The organism is Pseudomonas sp. TH31, assembly GCF_016650815.1.
Taxonomy (GTDB): Bacteria; Pseudomonadota; Gammaproteobacteria; order Pseudomonadales; family Pseudomonadaceae; genus Aquipseudomonas.
The window spans coordinates 153,318-170,611 of the sequence record NZ_JAEKEZ010000029.1; the positions used below are offsets into that span (position 1 = coordinate 153,318).

9 protein-coding genes and 3 pseudogenes are annotated in these 17,294 nt (G+C 60.2%); 3 read left to right on the forward strand and 9 right to left on the reverse strand.

Annotated features, from left to right (window positions below; genetic code table 11):
* Positions 1-333: 333 nt before the first annotated feature.
* From JFV26_RS34245 to JFV26_RS20070, 4 genes are all read right to left on the reverse strand, one after another.
* The gene (locus tag JFV26_RS34245; RefSeq protein WP_201195900.1) at positions 334-567 is read right to left on the reverse strand and encodes a hypothetical protein; all 234 of its coding nucleotides are present in this window, start codon (positions 565-567) and stop codon (positions 334-336) included.
* A gap of 70 nt (positions 568-637) precedes the next feature.
* Positions 638-2,296 (reverse strand): cation acetate symporter, encoded by a 1,659-nt coding sequence (locus JFV26_RS20060; RefSeq protein WP_201194925.1) that lies wholly within the window; start codon positions 2,294-2,296, stop codon positions 638-640.
* Entirely contained in the window at positions 2,293-2,604 is a 312-nt protein-coding gene (locus JFV26_RS20065) for a DUF485 domain-containing protein (protein ID WP_059407499.1), read from the reverse strand. Before JFV26_RS20065 ends, JFV26_RS20060 begins: the two co-directional genes overlap by 4 nt.
* Before the next feature lie 227 nt (positions 2,605-2,831).
* On the reverse strand, positions 2,832-3,683 hold the full coding sequence (locus JFV26_RS20070; RefSeq protein ID WP_201194927.1) for a glycine betaine ABC transporter substrate-binding protein: 852 nt from the start codon (positions 3,681-3,683) through the stop codon (positions 2,832-2,834).
* A gap of 287 nt (positions 3,684-3,970) precedes the next feature.
* Here JFV26_RS20070 and JFV26_RS20075 point away from each other — a divergent pair.
* Positions 3,971-5,565, forward strand: a pseudogene (locus tag JFV26_RS20075) (glycoside hydrolase family 17 protein).
* Between the two features lie 87 nt (positions 5,566-5,652).
* On the opposite strand, the gene JFV26_RS20080 reads toward JFV26_RS20075, so the two are convergent.
* Entirely contained in the window at positions 5,653-6,021 is a 369-nt protein-coding gene (locus tag JFV26_RS20080; protein WP_201194929.1) for a hypothetical protein, read from the reverse strand.
* A 224-nt stretch (positions 6,022-6,245) separates the two neighbouring features.
* On the opposite strand from JFV26_RS20080, the gene JFV26_RS20085 reads away from it, so the two are divergent.
* Together JFV26_RS20085 and JFV26_RS20090 are read left to right on the forward strand one after the other, a co-directional pair.
* Entirely contained in the window at positions 6,246-7,544 is a 1,299-nt protein-coding gene (locus JFV26_RS20085; RefSeq protein ID WP_201194931.1) for a serine/threonine protein kinase, read from the forward strand.
* Positions 7,537-8,325, forward strand: coding sequence for an MlaA family lipoprotein (locus JFV26_RS20090; RefSeq protein ID WP_201194933.1), 789 nt, complete (start codon positions 7,537-7,539; stop codon positions 8,323-8,325). The genes JFV26_RS20085 and JFV26_RS20090 overlap by 8 nt, the downstream gene beginning before the upstream one ends.
* 215 nt (positions 8,326-8,540) lie before the next feature.
* Here JFV26_RS20090 and JFV26_RS20095 read toward each other — a convergent pair whose 3' ends face one another.
* The 4 genes and pseudogenes from JFV26_RS20095 to JFV26_RS20110 all read right to left on the reverse strand — a co-directional run bounded on the left by JFV26_RS20095 (position 8,541) and on the right by JFV26_RS20110 (position 17,284).
* Positions 8,541-9,455 (reverse strand): DUF808 domain-containing protein, encoded by a 915-nt coding sequence (locus tag JFV26_RS20095; protein WP_201194935.1) that lies wholly within the window; start codon positions 9,453-9,455, stop codon positions 8,541-8,543.
* 69 nt (positions 9,456-9,524) lie between these two features.
* Positions 9,525-10,954, reverse strand: a pseudogene (locus JFV26_RS20100) (efflux transporter outer membrane subunit).
* Between the two features lie 138 nt (positions 10,955-11,092).
* Positions 11,093-14,214, reverse strand: a pseudogene (locus tag JFV26_RS20105) (efflux RND transporter permease subunit).
* Complete coding sequence (locus tag JFV26_RS20110; protein WP_201194937.1) at positions 14,204-17,284, reverse strand: efflux RND transporter permease subunit; 3,081 nt, start codon at positions 17,282-17,284, stop codon at positions 14,204-14,206. Before JFV26_RS20110 ends, JFV26_RS20105 begins: the two are co-directional and overlap by 11 nt.
* Positions 17,285-17,294 lie beyond the last annotated feature (10 nt).

Below are 17,294 nucleotides of genomic sequence, written 5' to 3' on the forward strand. Positions count from 1 at the left end.
TTCGCTCAGTGCCTCGCTCAGGCTCGGCGTGCCGGCCCGCCTGATGTCAAGCATACGCCCCCCTGTAGGAGCTGCCGAAGGCTGCGATCTTTTGATCTTGCCATTGCCATTGCCATTGCTTTGGCTTTTGATCTTGATCTACCCGCCCCTTCGGGAGGCTGAGCGGAGGTGTTCATCCGGGGATTGGCGCGCAGCGCCGTTCGACGCAGTCGAACACATTGCATGTAGGTCGTAGCGAAGCAGACCGGAGGGCAATGCCCCCGGATGAATACCGGAACGAAGGAACGCCGAGCCTAAGCGAGGAGCCGGACGCTCGGGGCGAGGCTTTTTTGCTTACTTTTTTTGGCGTTTGAAAAAAAGTGAGTCGCCGTAAGGGCGAAACCCTAAGTAGCCGTTACCGCAGAAATGGATATGTACACCATCAAAATCCCGGTCGGCTATCAGGCCGCCTTCACGGGCAAGCCTCGCTCCTACAAAAGCAAAGTCCAAAGCCAAAGCCAAAGCCAAAGCCAAAGCCAAAGCCAAAGCCAAAGCCAAAGCCAAAGCCAAAGCCAAAGCCAAAGCCAAACAAAAATGCCCCGATCTTTCGACCGGGGCATTTCTGTTTAACGCAGCTTATATAGACAAGCCTGAAACCTTAGTGCGAAACCGCCCCACTCGCCCCCAACCCAGTCTGCGAACGCACAAATTGCGGGAAGAACAACGCCCGCTCTTTATCAGCCGCCGCCGACTTATCAGTAATCGAGAAGAACCAAATCCCGGCAAACGCAATCGCCATGGAAAACAGCGCCGGGTACTCGTACGGGAAGATCGCCTTCTCGTGATGCAGGATCTGCACCCAAATGGTCGGCCCAAGCACCATCAAGCCCACCGCGCTGATCAACCCCATCCAGCCACCGACCATCGCACCGCGAGTGGTCAGCTTCTTCCAGTACATGGAAAGCAGCAGCACCGGGAAGTTACAGCTCGCCGCAATGGAGAACGCCAGGCCCACCATGAACGCGATGTTCTGGCTTTCGAACAAAATGCCCAGACCAATCGCCAGCACGCCCAGAGCGATGGTGGTGATTTTCGAGACGCGGATCTCATCCTTGTCGTTGGCCTTGCCCTTCTTGATCACGCTGGCGTAAAGGTCGTGAGATACCGCCGTCGCACCGGCCAGGGTCAAACCAGCCACAACGGCCAGAATGGTCGCGAACGCTACCGCAGAGATGAAGCCCAGGAAGATACTGCCGCCCACCGCGTCAGCCAGATGCACCGCCGCCATGTTGTTACCGCCCAACAGCGCGCCAGCCGCATCTTTGAAGGCCGGGTTGGTGCTGACCAGCAGGATCGCGCCGAAGCCGATGATGAAGGTCAGGATGTAGAAGTAGCCGATGAAGCCAGTGGCGTACAGCACGCTCTTACGCGCTTCTTTCGCATCACTCACGGTGAAGAAGCGCATCAGGATATGCGGCAGGCCAGCCGTACCAAACATCAGTGCCAGGCCCAGGGAGAACGCCGAGACTGGATCTTTCACCAAACCGCCCGGGCTCATGATCGCTTCACCTTTAGGGTGAACCTTGATCGCCTCGGAAAACAGCATGTTGAAGTCAAAGTTGACGTGTTTCATCACCATCAGCGCCATGAACGAGGCACCAGACAGCAGCAACACAGCCTTGATGATCTGTACCCAAGTGGTCGCCAGCATGCCGCCGAACAACACATACATGCACATCAGGATGCCGACCAGGATCACCGCAACGTAGTAGTCGAGACCGAACAGCAGTTGGATCAGCTTGCCGGCACCGACCATCTGCGCAATCAGGTAGAACGCCACCACCACCAGCGAACCGCAAGCAGACAGCGTGCGGATCTGGGTTTGCCCGAGGCGGTAGGACGCCACGTCGGCAAAGGTGTATTTGCCCAGGTTACGCAGACGCTCGGCGATCAGGAACAGAATGATCGGCCAGCCCACCAGGAAGCCGATCGAGTAGATCAGGCCGTCATAGCCGGAGGCGTACACCAAGGCGGAAATACCCAGGAAGGACGCCGCTGACATGTAGTCACCGGCAATCGCCAGGCCGTTTTGCAGGCCGGTGATCTTGCCACCCGCCGCATAGTAGTCGGCTGCGGAGTTGTTGCGCTTGGAGGCCCAGTAGGTAATGCACAGGGTCAGGCCGACAAATGCGACAAACATCAGGATCGCGGAAACGTTGAGGGGTTGTTTGTGCACTTCGCCGGTCAGGGCTTCAGCCGCCCAGGCGCCGGGTGCAAAGGCTGCGATGCTCAATAGAGCCATTAGACGCCGGATCATTGCTGAGCCTCCTTGAGAATCAGATTGTTCAGGTCGTCAAATTCGCCATTGGCGCGTCGTACGTAGATTGCAGTCAGGATAAAGGCCGAGAGAATCAGCCCGACACCAATCGGTATCCCCCAGGTAATCGAAGATTCGGGGCTGATTTTAGCCCCCAGAATATGCGGCCCGTAAGCAATCAAAAGGATGAATCCGGAGTAAAGCCCAAGCATGATCGCGGAGAGTATCCAGGCGAACTTTTCTCGCTTACTAACCAGCTCCTTGAAACGCGGGCTGTTTTGAATCGAGAGGTAAATGCTGTCGTTCATTGTTTTTATCCTCGCAGCACAGATTATTGTTAGAACGTATCCACTTTATGCGGCTGCGGAACTGGTTCCAGACGACCTTAGTATTAGAACGACATGACGGTTTTGCCACTTTTCAGAAAATAATAATTAGCCTGCTTTGCACCCCGTAAACACACGGAAACGAAAAAGCCCCTTGGCATAAATGCCAAGGGGCTCTGGAAGGTACTGACTAGACGCTTGCGCTCAAATCACTTGATCCATTCAGCCACGCGATCCGGGTGTTTGGCCACCCAATCCTTGGCTGCAACTTCAGGTTTGGCACCATCCTGAATCGCCAACATGACTTCGCCGATTTCGTCTTTTGAAGCCCACTGGAAGTTTTTCAGGAACTTGGCCACTTCCGGTGCTTTAGTTGCCAGTTCTTTGCTACCGATGCTGTTCACGGTTTCAGCCGCGCCGTATACGCCTTTCGGATCGTCGAGGAAACGCAGTTTCCACTTGGCGAACATCCAGTGCGGCACCCAACCGGTGACGGCGATGGATTCGTTTTTCTTCTCGGCACGGGTCAGCTCGGCAATCATGCCGGCGCCGGAACTGGCCTTGAGGGTGTAGTTGGTCAGGCCGTAGTCCTTGATCGCCTGATCAGTCTTGAGCATCACGCCTGAACCGGCGTCGATGCCGACAATGCGACCTTTGAAGCTGTCATCGGTTTTCAGGTCGTCGATGGACTTGGCCTTGACGTACTCCGGCACGATCAAGCCGATTTTTGCATCCTTGAAGTTCGGGCCGTAATCGACGACCTGATCCTTGTTCTTGGCCCAGTATTCACCGTGGGTCACGGGCAGCCAGGCGGACAGCATGGCATCGAGTTTACCGGTGGCCACACCCTGCCACATGATCCCGGTGGCGACGGCTTGAAGCTTCACGTCATAACCGAGTTTCTGCTTGATCACTTCAGCCGCGACATGGGTGGTCGCGACACTGTCGGACCAACCGTCGACGTAGCCGATGCTCAGGGTTTTGCTCTCGGCATTCGCAAATGTGGAGCCAATCGCAAGTACCAGAGCGGCACTGGCGCCTAAAAGTCGTCGCATCTTCATCGTTACTTCCCCGAAAGTGCTGCGCCCGACGGATGCCGAGCGGCGTCAACGTATTGTTATGGTGCACAGCGCCCCCATCACGCCTCACCGCAAACTCGTTCGATCATCAGCGGAGTACTGATACTTCGATAATCAACCTCGCGACAACAGCGACCTGCTCTGCCAGCGACCTCAAGGCATCGAGAAACGACATCAGAACGCCATTAATCGTGACCGCTGCAAACGCCCCGCCCGATCCGCCCGAACTTTGCATGTCTAAATCATGCAGGCCACCAAGCCCGGGGCAAATGCAGGTAACATGCGCGCCTTTGCTCCCAGACGGCCTGATCATGCCCGCGACATCACGCTTTCCTTTTTTGCTTATCTCTTCGCCTGCCTGCTGGGGCTGTTTGCCCTCGGCGGCTTCTGGTACGGCCTCGGTAAACCGGTGATCCTGCCGGACGTGGCCAGCGCCTCGCACAAGCTGCAATGCGCCTCCTACACCCCATTCGACAAAGACCAGTCGCCATTCGATCAGCCGTTCAAGCTGCGCCCCGAGCGCATGGACGCCGACCTCGCGCTGCTGGCCACCCGCTTCGAATGCATCCGCACCTATTCCATGACCGGCCTCGAGGCCCTGCCCGACCTGGCGCGCAAGCACGGCTTGAAGCTGATGATCGGTGCCTGGGTCAACAGCAACCCGGTGGACACCGCCAAGGAAGTCGACCTGCTGATCGCCTCGGCCAACGCCAACCCGGACGTGGTGACCTCGGTGATCGTCGGCAACGAAGCCTTGCTGCGCAAGGAAGTCACCGGCGCGCAATTGGCGACACTGATTAATAAAGTCAAAAGCCAGATCAAGCAGCCCGTCACTTACGCCGACGTCTGGGAATTCTGGCTCAAACACCCGGAAGTCGCCCCGGCGGTGGATTTCCTGACCATCCATTTGCTGCCGTACTGGGAAGATGATCCATCGAACATCGACGCCGCCCTGCAACACGTGGCTGAGGTCCGCCAGGTGTTCGGTAACAAGTTCGCGCCCAAGGATGTACTGATTGGCGAAACCGGCTGGCCGAGCGAAGGCCGCCAGCGTGAAACAGCCCTGCCGAGCCGGGTCAACGAGGCCAAGTTCATTCGTGGTTTTGTCGCCATGGCCGAGCAACAAGGCTGGCACTACAACCTGATCGAAGCCTTTGACCAGCCGTGGAAACGCGCCAGCGAAGGGGCAGTCGGTGGTTATTGGGGCCTGTTTGATGCCGATCGCCAGGACAAGGGCGTACTGGCCGGTCCGGTGACAAATGTTCCGTACTGGTCGCAATGGCTGGCAGTCGGCGGCTTGATCTTCTTCGGCACATTGCTGCTGGGCGGTCGGGTTCGCAGCACACGGGCGGCGCTGGTGCTGCCGCTGCTGGGTGCGCTGGCCGCCGGTTCGATCGGCGCCTGGGGCGACCTGGCGCGAGTCACCACCCGTTTTGCCAGTGAATGGCTGTGGGTTGGCTTGCTGACGGCGTTGAATCTGTTGGTGCTGGCCCATGCCGCGCTGACGCTGAGTGCTCGCACCGGGTGGCGTGAACGGGTGTTCAACGTGCTGGAGCGTCGGGCCGGCTGGCTGCTGGCGACGGCAGGCTTTGCCACGGCGGTGATGATGCTGGAACTGGTGTTCGACCCGCGTTATCGCAGCTTCCCGAGTGTCGCGTTCATTCTGCCGGCGCTGGTGTATCTGTGCCGTCCGGTGAATGTGCCGCGTCGGGAGATTGCCTTGCTGACCTTCATCATCGGTGCCGGCATTGCGCCACAGCTGTTCCGTGAAGGGTTGCAGAACCAGCAGGCCTGGGGTTGGGCGTTGGTGAGTGTGCTGATGGTTGCTGCGTTGTGGCGCAGTTTGCGGGTTCGCAAGGGGTAAACATCGGTAAAGCAAGATCAAAAGATCGCAGCCTTCGGCAGCTCCTACGCGCCTGTGGGCGCCGCCGAAGGCTGCGATCTTTTTCTATCAAACGACGCCAGGCGCCCTGACCAACCGCAACCCCGCAATCACCACCGCAAACACCGCCAGCGTCGTGTTGTACAACGCCAGTGCCGGGAACCCCAGCACCAGCGCCAACACCGCCAGCCACCAACCTGCCCGGCCCGGTACGACAAAACCGATGACTGCCGCGGCCATTGCGCCCCAGCCCAGCACAGCGAAGTGGATCATCAAGCCAAGGTTCGAGCGAACCTGGCATTCCCAGCGACTCGCCTCGTCCACGCAGAGGCCGACCCACCGCGCATCCTCCATGAAGCCATAACGCGCGCCATAACTGGCGGCCAGCCATAACGGCAGCAAAACAAGCAGCAGAATCACGGGCAGACGGCGAGACATGAAGCACTCCAATAAACGAAAACGGCGGCCAGCTTAATCTCCCGGCAGCCGTGTGCAAGCGTTAACAACAGTTAACTGGGCAGCCAATCACTGCAAAGTGTATCGTCCCGCTACCATTACTCCGAAATCAGGCCTGATTGGTGCCGATCCATGGCACTTTGACGCCGCCCCCGTGGTCATAGCCTGCGAACTTCATTCGGCACCTTTCTCTAAGGGATTTAGTCATGCTCCGTTCCTTGCGCTTCGCCGCCTTGTTTGGCGGCCTTATTTTGAGTGCGTCCGCACTGGCGGTCGACATTGACGCCGCCAGTTACGGCTACCCTTTGACCAACCCGTTCGAAGCAACCATTGCTACAACGCCGCCGGAGTTGCGCCCGGAGCTGCCGTCCAACGAGGACATCAATCAGCAGGACCGCAGCGTCCGATTGCGCCCGGAGCGTGAATTCAGCCTGCCGGACAACTTCTGGCCGGTGAAGAAACTCACCTACCGGATCGCCACCCAGGATCACGCTGCCCCGCTGATTTTTTTGATCGCCGGCACTGGCGCACGCTATGACAGCAGCCTCAACGAATACCTGAAAAAGCTGTACTACAAGGCCGGCTATCACGTGGTGCAACTGTCGTCGCCGACCAGCTTCGATTTCATGAGTGCCGCTTCACGCTTTGCCACGCCCGGTATCACCAAGGAAGATGCCGAAGACATGTACCGGGTGATGCAGGCCGTACGGGCGCAAAACCCGAAAACGCCGGTCACCGAGTACTTCCTGACCGGTTACAGCCTGGGTGCACTGGATGCCGCGTTCGTCGCACACCTGGACGAAACCCGTCGCAGCTTCAACTTCAAGAAAGTCCTGCTGCTCAACCCGCCGGTCAACCTCTATACCTCGATCACCAACCTCGACAAGCTGGTACAGACCGAGGTCAAGGGCATCAACAACAGCACGACCTTCTATGAACTGGTGCTGAGCAAACTGACCCGCTACTTCCAGCAGAAAGGCTACATCGACCTCAACGATGCCCTGCTCTATGACTTCCAGCAGTCCAAGCAACACCTGACCAACGAGCAGATGGCCATGCTGATCGGCACCTCGTTCCGCTTCTCGGCGGCCGACATTGCCTTCACCTCGGACCTGATCAACCGCCGTGGCCTGATCACCCCGCCGAAATACCCGATCACCGAAGGCACCAGCCTCACGCCGTTCCTCAAGCGTGCGCTGCAATGCGACTTCGACTGCTACATCACCGAACAGGTCATCCCGATGTGGCGCGCCCGCACCGATGGCGGCAGCCTGCTGCAACTGATCGACCAGGTCAGCCTGTATGCGCTCAAGGATTACCTGCACGACAGCCCGAAAATCTCGGTCATGCACAACGCCGACGACGTGATCCTCGGCCCTGGCGACCTGGGTTTCCTGCGCAAGACATTCGGTGATCGCTTGACCGTTTACCCACTGGGCGGCCACTGCGGCAACCTTAACTATCGCGTCAACAGCGACGCCATGCTGGAGTTCTTCCGTGGCTAAATATCTCCTGCTTTTCGCAGCGTTACTCTGTGCAGGCGTCGCCCAAGCCGACAACAGCAAAGCCAACGCACCGGTCGTTATCGACAACGATGGCTTCAAGGAACCGCTGAGCAAACTCAAGTTCAACCCAGGGCTGGACCAACGCGAGTTCGAACGCTCGACGCTCAACGCACTGGCCGTCTATGACCCGCTGGAGGAGTGGAACCGCCGGGTTTACCACTTCAACTACCGCTTTGACCAATGGGTGTTCCTGCCCGTGGTCGACGGTTATCGCTACATCACCCCGAGTTTCCTGCGCACCGGCGTGAGCAACTTCTTCAATAACCTGGGTGACGTGCCGAACCTGTTCAACAGCCTGTTGCAGCTCAAGGGCCATCGCTCGCTGGAAACCACCGGGCGACTGCTGCTCAACACCACCCTCGGCATCGCCGGCCTCTGGGACCCGGCCACCGCCATGGGCCTGCCGCGCCAAAGCGAAGACTTCGGCCAGACATTGGGCTTCTACGGCGTACCGGGCGGTGCCTACTTCGTCCTGCCGATCCTCGGCCCGTCCAACCTGCGCGACACCGCAGGCCTGGCCGTCGACTACACCGGTGAATCGGCGATCAACTTCCTGAACGTTTCCAAAGTCAGCGAAAACCACCCGGAAATCTGGGTCCTGCGCGGTGTCGACAAGCGCTACCAGACCAGCTTCCGCTACGGCCAATTGAACTCGCCGTTCGAGTACGAGAAGGTGCGTTACGTCTACACAGAGTCCCGCAAGTTGCAGATTGCCGAGTAACTCTGGCGGCACAAAATCTGACGGCAACAAAAAAGGCCATTCGATGCGAATCGAATGGCCTTTTTCATTTCCGGCCACACCACAAACCCAATGTGGGAGCGGGCTTGCTCGCGAAGGCGGCTTCACATTCAACAGAGATGTTGACTGACACACCGCTTTCGCGAGCAAGCCCGCTCCCACATTTGATTGTGGTGGTCTCTGGAAATAATCAGGCTTTAGCCTTTCACGGATTTCCAGATTTTGCTCGCCGCCATAACGCCCACCAACACCACCGCACCCGCCACAATCCCCGCCACCGCATTCAACAACGCCGGCACAATAAACCCCGCCCCACCCGCGCTCGCGCCGACACTTTCAATCCAGTGATGCACCACAGGCACGCCGTGGGTCAGGATCCCGCCGCCAACCAGAAACATCGCCGCCGTGCCGATCACCGACAAGCTTTTCATCATGTACGGTGCAGCACGCAGGATCACCCCGCCAATGCTTTTGGCCATTTGCCCCGGTTTCCGGGTCAGCCACAGGCCAAGATCGTCGAGTTTGACGATGCCCGCTACCAGGCCATAGACGCCAATGGTCATGACGATGGCGATGCCGGACAGCACGATCACTTGCTGGGTCAACGTGGCGTCGGCCACCGTGCCGAGAGTGATGGCGATGATTTCCGCCGAGAGGATGAAGTCGGTGCGAATCGCACCTTTGATCTTGTCCTGTTCGTACGCCACCAGATCGGTCGCCGGATCAGCCACGGCTTCGACCAATTGGGCGTGCCCGGCGTCATCTTCAGCCTTGCTGTGCAGAAACTTGTGGGCCAGTTTCTCGAACCCTTCGAAGCACAGGTACGCACCGCCGACCATCAACAACGGCGTGACCAGCCACGGTACGAACGCGCTGATGGCCAGCGCCGACGGCACCAAAATCAGTTTATTGCGAAACGAGCCCTTGGCCACGGCCCAAACCACCGGGATTTCCCGTTCGGCGCGTACGCCGCTGACCTGCTGGGCATTGAGCGCCAAGTCATCGCCGAGCACACCGGCGGTTTTCTTCGCGGCCATTTTGGTCATCAACGCTACATCATCGAGTACGGCGGCAATATCGTCGATCAGCACCAGCAAACTGCTTCCTGCCATGGGTCAGGTTTCCCTACATGAAAAAGTGCGCGAAGCATAACGCGCCCGATGCAGGGGAAGCGAGATGCCTCAGTGATCCGCGGGCACTTGCCAGCCACCGCCAAGGCTCTGGAACAATGCCACACTGCCCTGACTGAGCAGCCCTTGGGTGTCTCGCCAGTTCTGTTCGGCTTGCAGCAATACCAATTGCTGGGTCAGCACCGTTTGCTGACTGACAATACCCGCGCGTTGTTGCGCCTCCTGGCTGCCGAACAACTGCTGATTGCGCTGATACATCTGTTCAAAGGCCTGGGCCTGGGTGTGCAGATGGTTGATCGCCGACAGATTGTCCTCGACGTTTTGCAGGGCACTGAGCACCGTCCCCCGATAGTTGGCCACATCCTGATCGTAGCTGGCCTGGGCCTGTTGTTTCGCCGCTTCCCGCGCGCCGCCGTCGAAAATGGTTTCGGCCAGCGCCGGGCCGAGGGTCCAGATGCGGTTAGGCACGGAGAACAATCCCCCAGCGCGGTGCCGCGATAGCCGGCTTCGGCAGTCAGGTCCAGCGTCGGGAAAAACGCCGCTTCGGCGACACCGATTTTCGCGTTCGCCGCCGCCGCCACGCGCTCGGCAGACACCACATCCGGGCGTCGTTGCAACAGGCTTGATGGCAGGGTTGGCGGCGGTATTGGCAGCACAAAATTGTAGCTGTCCACGGCGGGCAGATTGAACTGCGCCGGTGCCACACCCGTCAGCACCGCCAGTGCATGTTCGGCCTGTTCGCGCGAGCGTTGTGAGGTTTGCAGGTCGGCGATTACCGTGGCCAACTGGTCCTGAGCCACCAGTAACTGGTCGTTGGTTGCCGTGCCCTGGACCGTTTGCGCTTGAATCATCTCCAGCAACTGCTGATTGATGGTCTGCTGTTTCTGCAACAGGTCGACATCCATGTCCAGTTGCCGCAATCCCAGGTAGTTGGTGGCCACGCTGGCATCGATGGACAGGCGCACCCCGGCCAGCAACGCATCGGACGACTGCAGCGAGGCCTGGCTCGACTCGATGCCTCGTCGCACCAGCCCCCACAAATCCGGTTCCCAACTGGCGCTCAGGGTGGCGCTGACCGATTGCGAAACGCCGGCGCTACCGCCACTGCTGCTGACGCCAGTGGTCGTCGTGCCGGAACTGGAACTGCTGCCGCCTGCACCACGCGTCCCGGAAAGCCCGACCCCGACCGTCGGCCACAACCCGGCGCGACTCGACGCCACTTGCGCCTGCGCCAGGCGATACGCGGCTTCGGCGGCGATGATCGACTGGTTGGCCTTGGCCGAACGGGCGATCAGGTCGTTCAGGACAGGATCCTGATAGGCCAGCCACCACTGACTGTCCAGCGCCCCCTGCGGATCGGCCGCCGCCCGCTGCCATTGGCTGCCCTCCTTGAAGGTCATCGGCAGTTCGAGGGTTGGCTTGTGATAGTCCGGCCCGACCATGCAACCGCTTAGTACGAGGCTCAGTACAAAAGCCAGCATCACCCCCTGTGGGAGCGGGCTTGCTCGCGAATGCGGATTTACATTCAACAGGGATATAGGCTGACCTGACGCCTTCGCGAGCAAGCCCGCTCCCACAGGGGATTGGGTCATGGCTACAAGGGATTTACGACGATTCATTTATTGCTCCTTGCGGCGCAGGCGCTGGGACGCCCGGTCGAGCCAGAGGTAAATCACCGGGGTGGTGTAGAGCGTCAGCAACTGGCTGAACACCAACCCGCCAATAATCGAAATCCCCAAGGGCCGGCGCAATTCGGAGCCATAGCCGGTGCCCAGCACCAACGGCAATGCGCCGAGAATCGCCGCCAGGGTGGTCATCATGATCGGCCGAAAACGGATCAGGCACGCACGGCGAATCGCTTCCTTGGCGCTCAGGCCAGACTCCCGGCGTTCGGTGATGGCGAAGTCGATCATCATGATCGCGTTTTTCTTGACGATACCAATCAGCAAAATCACCCCCACCAGCGCAATGATCGACAGTTCGGTACCAGTCAACAGCAACGCAATCAGCGCACCGACCCCGGCGGACGGCAAGGTCGAGAGGATCGTCAACGGGTGGACCAGGCTCTCGTAGAGCATGCCGAGCACGACATACACCGACAACAGCGCCGCGACAATCAGCAACGGCTCATTGGCCACCGACGACTGGAACACTTGCGCCGTGCCGGCGAACTGGCCGACGACGCTGGCCGGCATTCGCAACTGCGCCACGGCATTCTCCACCAGCGCCGTGGCCTGGCCGATGGACACGCCGGGGGTGAGGTTGAACGAGGCCGTGACCGCTGGAAAGGTGCCCTGATGACTGATGGAAATGGCCGTGCGGCCCACCGAATAATCGGCGATCGCCGACAGCGGGACCAACTGTTGATTGGCGGTGGCACTGAGGTTGGGCGCCGCCGCACTGCCCTTGGTGGCGGCGGCAGCCTCGCCGACGGGCACATAAATCCCCTTGAGCGCCGCCGGATCGGACCAGTACGGCGGCGCCACTTCCATCACCACGTGATACTGGTTGGCTGAACGGTAGATGGTCGAGACCTGGCGTTGCCCGAAAGCGTCGTACAACGTCTGGTCGATGGCCGACATGCTCACCCCCAGCCGCGCCGCCGCGTCACGATTGACGATCACGCTGGCCATCAGGCTGTTGTCCTGCTGGTCGGTGTTGATGTCGGTCAGTTGCGGCAAGGTGTGCAGCACCGCCACCACCTTGGGCACCCATTCGTCGAGGGTACTCTGGTCATCAGCGGTCATGGTGTATTGATACTGCGCCCCGCTCTGCCGGCCACCGACGGTGATGTCCTGGGCCGACTGCAAATACAGGCGGGTGCCGGGCATGTCGCCGAGGGTTTTGCGCACCTGGGCCATGACCTGATCGGCGCTGTCCTTGCGCTCGGACAGGGATTTGAGGGTGATGAACAACTGCGCACTGTTGACCGCCCCGCCAATCCCCCCGCCACCGCCGACAAACCCGCCGACCGTCTCGACATTCGGGTTGCTCAGGACCTTGCGGTTGATGTCACTGAAGTTCGACTGAATCGCGCCAAACGAAATGCTCTGGGACGCAATGATGCTGCCGGACATGCGCCCGGTGTCTTCCTGCGGGAAGAAGCCCTTGGGCACCAGCACATACAACACACACGCCAGCACGATTACCAGCAAAGTGGTCAGGCCCATCAGGAACGAATGCTCGATCACCCAGCCGAGGGTGCGGTCGTAGAAGCGATGGAAACGCGAATCCGGATGGTCACTGTCGCGGGCGACCTGCTCTTTAGTACGCAGCAGCACGCTGGACAGCATGGGCGTCACCGTCAGCGAAACCACCATCGAAATGACGATGGCCACCGACAGCGAAATCGAGAACTCGCGAAACAACCGCCCGACAATACCGCCCATCAGCAGCAGCGGAATGAATACGGCCACCAGCGAGACGCTGATGGTCATCACCGTGAAGCCGACTTCCCGCGCGCCAGCCAATGCCGCCTGCATCCGGCTTTCGCCCTTCTCCAGGTGGCGCATGATGTTCTCGACGACCACGATGGCGTCGTCGACCACAAAGCCGGTGGAAATGGTCAGCGCCATCAGCGACAGGTTGTTCAGGCTGTAGCCCAGAAAATACATCGCGCCAAACGTGCCGAGCAGCGACAGCGGCACCACGATGGCCGGTACCAGCGTGCTGCGCCAGTCGCGGAAAAACGCGAAAGTCACCAGCGTGACCAAGGCAATCGAGATCATCAGCGTCAACTCGACATCCCGTAGTGACGCCCGGATGGTGGTGGTGCGGTCCATCAGGGTGTTGATCTTGATCGACGACGGAATCGAACTCTGGAGAAACGGCAGCTCAGCCTTCACCGCATCCACGGTGTCGATGACGTTGGCCCCCGGTTGCTTGAACACGACCAGCAGCACCGCCGGCTTGCCGTTGGACAAACCGTAGTTGCGCAGGTCCTCGACATCCTCGATGACATCGCCCAGGTCCGAGATACGCACCAGATCGCCGTTACTTTGCTTGACCACCAACGGCCCGTAGTCCGCGCCCTGGTAAAGCATGTCGTTGGCTTTGAGGCCATAAGACTGATCGCCCACCGACACCGTGCCCTTGGGCAGGTTGACGTTGGCCGCCTGAATCACCTGACGCACCTGCTCCAGGCTGACGCCGTAGCGATTGAGCCGGTCCGGGTTGAGATCGATCCGCACCGCCGGCAAAGACGCGCCCCCCACCGTCACGTCGCCAACCCCGGTGGTCTGCAGCAAACGCTGCTCCAGCAAGGTCGAGGCCACGTCATACATTTGCCCGCGGGTGGCACTGTCGGAGGTCAGGCTGAGGATCAGGATCGGCGAGTCGGCCGGGTTGACCTTGCGGTAGGTCGGGTTGCCGGACAAGTCGCTGGGCAAGCTGCTGCGCGCCGCGTTGATCGCCGCTTGAACATCCCGGCGGCGCCGTCGATGTCACGATTAAGGTCAAATTGCAGGGTGATGCGCGTCGCCCCCAACGAACTGGACGATGTCATCTCGGTGACCCCGGCGATTTGCCCGAACTGGCGCTCCAGTGGCGTGGCCACCGACGAGGCCACGGTAGTCGGGTCTGCTCCCGGCAATGAAGCGCGCACACTGATGGTCGGAAAATCCACCTCAGGCAGCGGCGCCACCGGCAACAGGTTGAACGCCAGCACACCAAACAGCGCCAACCCGACTGCCAGCAATGTGGTGGCAATGGGACGCTGGATAAAGGGCGCGCTAAGGTTCATCGCGATAGGCCTCGACCAGCGGCCGGCGCCGACTGAAACGCCGCTCCAGGCTGTGCATGGCGAGGAAAATCACCGGCGTGGAAAACAGCGTCAGCAATTGGCTCAGCAGCAGCCCGCCAATGATCGCGATCCCCAGCGGATGGCGCAGCTCAGAACCGATCCCGGTGCCCAGCGCCAACGGCACCGCGCCGAACAGCGAGGCCATGCTGGTCATCAGGATCGGCCGAAACCGCAACTCGGCGGCCTGACGAATCGCCGCCACCGGGTCCAGCCCGCCCTTGCGCTCCAGCTCCAGGGCGAAGTCGACCATCATGATGCCGTTCTTCATCACGATACCGATCAGCAACACAATGCCGATCAGGCCGATGATGTCGAACTGCGTGCCGGTGATCAGCAACGCCAGCAATGCCCCCAGTGCGGCGGACAGCAAGGTCGAGAGAATCGTTATCGGGTGCACGAAACTCTCGTAGAGGATCCCCAGCATCAGGTACACCACGACGACAGCGGCCAGCACCAGAAACACCTGGTTGGACAGCGACGCCTCAAAGGTGGCTGCCGCCCCCTCCAGGTTTGCCTGCACCGACAGCGGCAGCCCGGCCTGGGCTTCGATGTCCTTGAGCCGGGTGACGGCGGCGCCGAGGGTCTGGCCGGGGGCCAGGTTGAACGAGACATCGGCATAGGGGAATTGCCCCAGGCGATTGATGGTGACCGGCGCTCGGATCACTTGCAGGGTCGCCATGCTCGACAGTGGTGCCACGCCGCCGGACGGGATGTCGACGTACAGCCCAGTCAGCAGGTCCGCCAGATTGCGCGGCGGATGATCAGTGGCAATCACCACGTGATACTGGTTGAGCTGGGTGTAGATGGTCGAGACCTGACGCTGGCCAAAGGCGTCGTACAGCACGTCGTCGATGGCCTGCGGCGTGACACCCAGGCGCGAAGCGGTGGCGCGGTCGAAGTTGAGCTGGATCTGATTGCCGAACTGCATCGCCTGGCTTTGCACATCGGTGAACATCGGGTCCTGCTTGATCGCCGCCAGCAGTTTGCTGGTCCACTGCTCCAGCTCGTCAGGATCGGTGGCCTGCAAGCCCAGGCGATAACTGGTGGTCGATACCGTGGCATCGAGGGTCAGGTCCTGCACGCTATGCAGGTACAGGCGAATCCCGGCGTCGTCGGCATTGGCGTCGGAGAGCCGGCGAATCACCGCTGCACTGTTGTCACGATCGCCGTGGGGCTTGAGGTTGATCAGCAGGTTGCCCTGGTTGATCGTCGGGTTGGTTTGATCGATGCCGACGAAGGATGACAGGCTCGCCACCGCCGGGTCCTTCAAAATCCGCGCCGCCAACCGTTGTTGTTCAACCTGCATCTGCTGGAAGGAGATGGTCGGTGACGCCTGGGAAATACCCTGGATCAGCCCGGTGTCCTGCTCGGGAAAGAAGCCCTTGGGCATGATCACAATGATCAGCAGGGTCAGCACCGCAGTGATTACCACGGAGATCAACGTCAGGCCCCGATGCACCAGCACCCAGTCCAGGCCTTTGACGTAATAGCCGTTGATGCGGTCGAAGAAATCGACCCGGCGCTCTTCCTTTTCAGGCTTGAGCATCCGCGAACACATCATCGGCGTCAGCGTCAGGGAAATCAGCGCCGAGATGACGATGGTCACCGCCACCGTCATGGCGAATTCGCGAAACAGCCGTCCCACCACATCGCCCATAAATAGCAGCGGGATCATCACCGCGATCAACGCTATCGACAGCGAAATAATGGTGAAACCGATCTGCTCCGAGCCTTTGAGCGCGGCTTCCATCGGCGAGTCGCCGGCCTCGATGTAGCGCGTGATGTTTTCGATCATGACGATGGCGTCGTCGACCACAAAACCGATGGCAATGGTCAGCGCCATCAGCGTCAGGTTGTTCAGCGAAAATCCAAACCCATAGGCCACCGCCAAAGTGCCGATCAGCGTCAGCGGCACGGTCACGGCTGGAATGATCGTCGCCGGCAAATTGCGCAGGAACAGGAAAATCACGATCACCACCAGCAGAACGGCCACGCCCAGTTCGTACTGCACGTCGGTGACCGAAGCGCGGATGGTTTGCGTGCGGTCAGTGAGTACGGCGACCTTGAGGGTGGCCGGCAAACTGGCGCGCAGTTTGGGCAACAGTTGCTGCACCCGGTCGACGACGTCGATCACGTTGGCACCGGGCTGGCGCTGAATATTAAGGACAATCGATGGCGTGCTGTCGGTCCAGGCCGCCTGACGCGGGTTTTCCGGACCCTGGGTCGAGCTGGCGATCTGCGACAAGCGAATGGGCGCCCCGTTTTTGTAGGCGATCACCAGATCACGGTATTCCTCGGCCGACTGCAACTGGTCGTTGCTGCCGATGGAATAGGCCTGGAACTTGCCGTCAATATTGCCCTTGGCCTGGTTGACGTTGGCGGTGCCCAGCGAGGTGCGCAGGTCGTCGATGGACAACCCCAGATTATTCAGCGCCGAGGTGTTGGCCTCGACCCGCACCGCCGGGCGCTGGCCGCCGCTGATGGTGACCAGGCCCACCCCGGTGATCTGCGAAATTTTCTGCGCCAGACGGGTGTCGGCCAGGTCTTCGACCTTGGTCAGCGGCAGCACGTCAGAGGTCAGCGATAGCGTCAGCACCGGGGCATCGGCCGGGTTGACCTTGCTGTAGACCGGCGGATACGGCAGGTTGGCCGGCAGGAAAGTCCCGGCAGCGTTGATCGCGGCTTGCACTTCCTGTTCGGCGACATCCAGCGACAGCGACAAATCGAATTGCAGGGTCACCACCGACGCGCCGTCGGAACTGGTGGAGTTCATCGACTTGAGGCCCGGCATCTCGCCGAGCTGACGTTCCAGCGGCGCGGTGATCGACGAACTGATCACCTCCGGACTGGCGCCGGGGTACTGGGTGAAAACCTGAATCGTCGGATAATCCACTTCCGGCAGCGCCGAAACCGACAGCAGGTGATAACCGAGCATGCCCAGCAACAGCACGGCCACCATCAGTAAAGTGGTGGCGACCGGGCGTTCGATAAAGGGCCGCGAGACGTTCATGACTGGCCAT

Coding starts and splice junctions, on each gene's coding strand:
- JFV26_RS20060 (WP_201194925.1), bottom strand. CDS start 2,296: ATGATCCGGCGTCTAATGGCTCTATTGAGCATCGCAGCCTTTGCACCC.
- JFV26_RS20065 (WP_059407499.1), bottom strand. CDS start 2,604: ATGAACGACAGCATTTACCTCTCGATTCAAAACAGCCCGCGTTTCAAG.
- JFV26_RS20070 (WP_201194927.1), bottom strand. CDS start 3,683: ATGAAGATGCGACGACTTTTAGGCGCCAGTGCCGCTCTGGTACTTGCG.
- JFV26_RS20080 (WP_201194929.1), bottom strand. CDS start 6,021: ATGTCTCGCCGTCTGCCCGTGATTCTGCTGCTTGTTTTGCTGCCGTTA.
- JFV26_RS20085 (WP_201194931.1), top strand. CDS start 6,246: ATGCTCCGTTCCTTGCGCTTCGCCGCCTTGTTTGGCGGCCTTATTTTG.
- JFV26_RS20095 (WP_201194935.1), bottom strand. CDS start 9,455: ATGGCAGGAAGCAGTTTGCTGGTGCTGATCGACGATATTGCCGCCGTA.
- JFV26_RS20110 (WP_201194937.1), bottom strand. CDS start 17,284: ATGAACGTCTCGCGGCCCTTTATCGAACGCCCGGTCGCCACCACTTTA.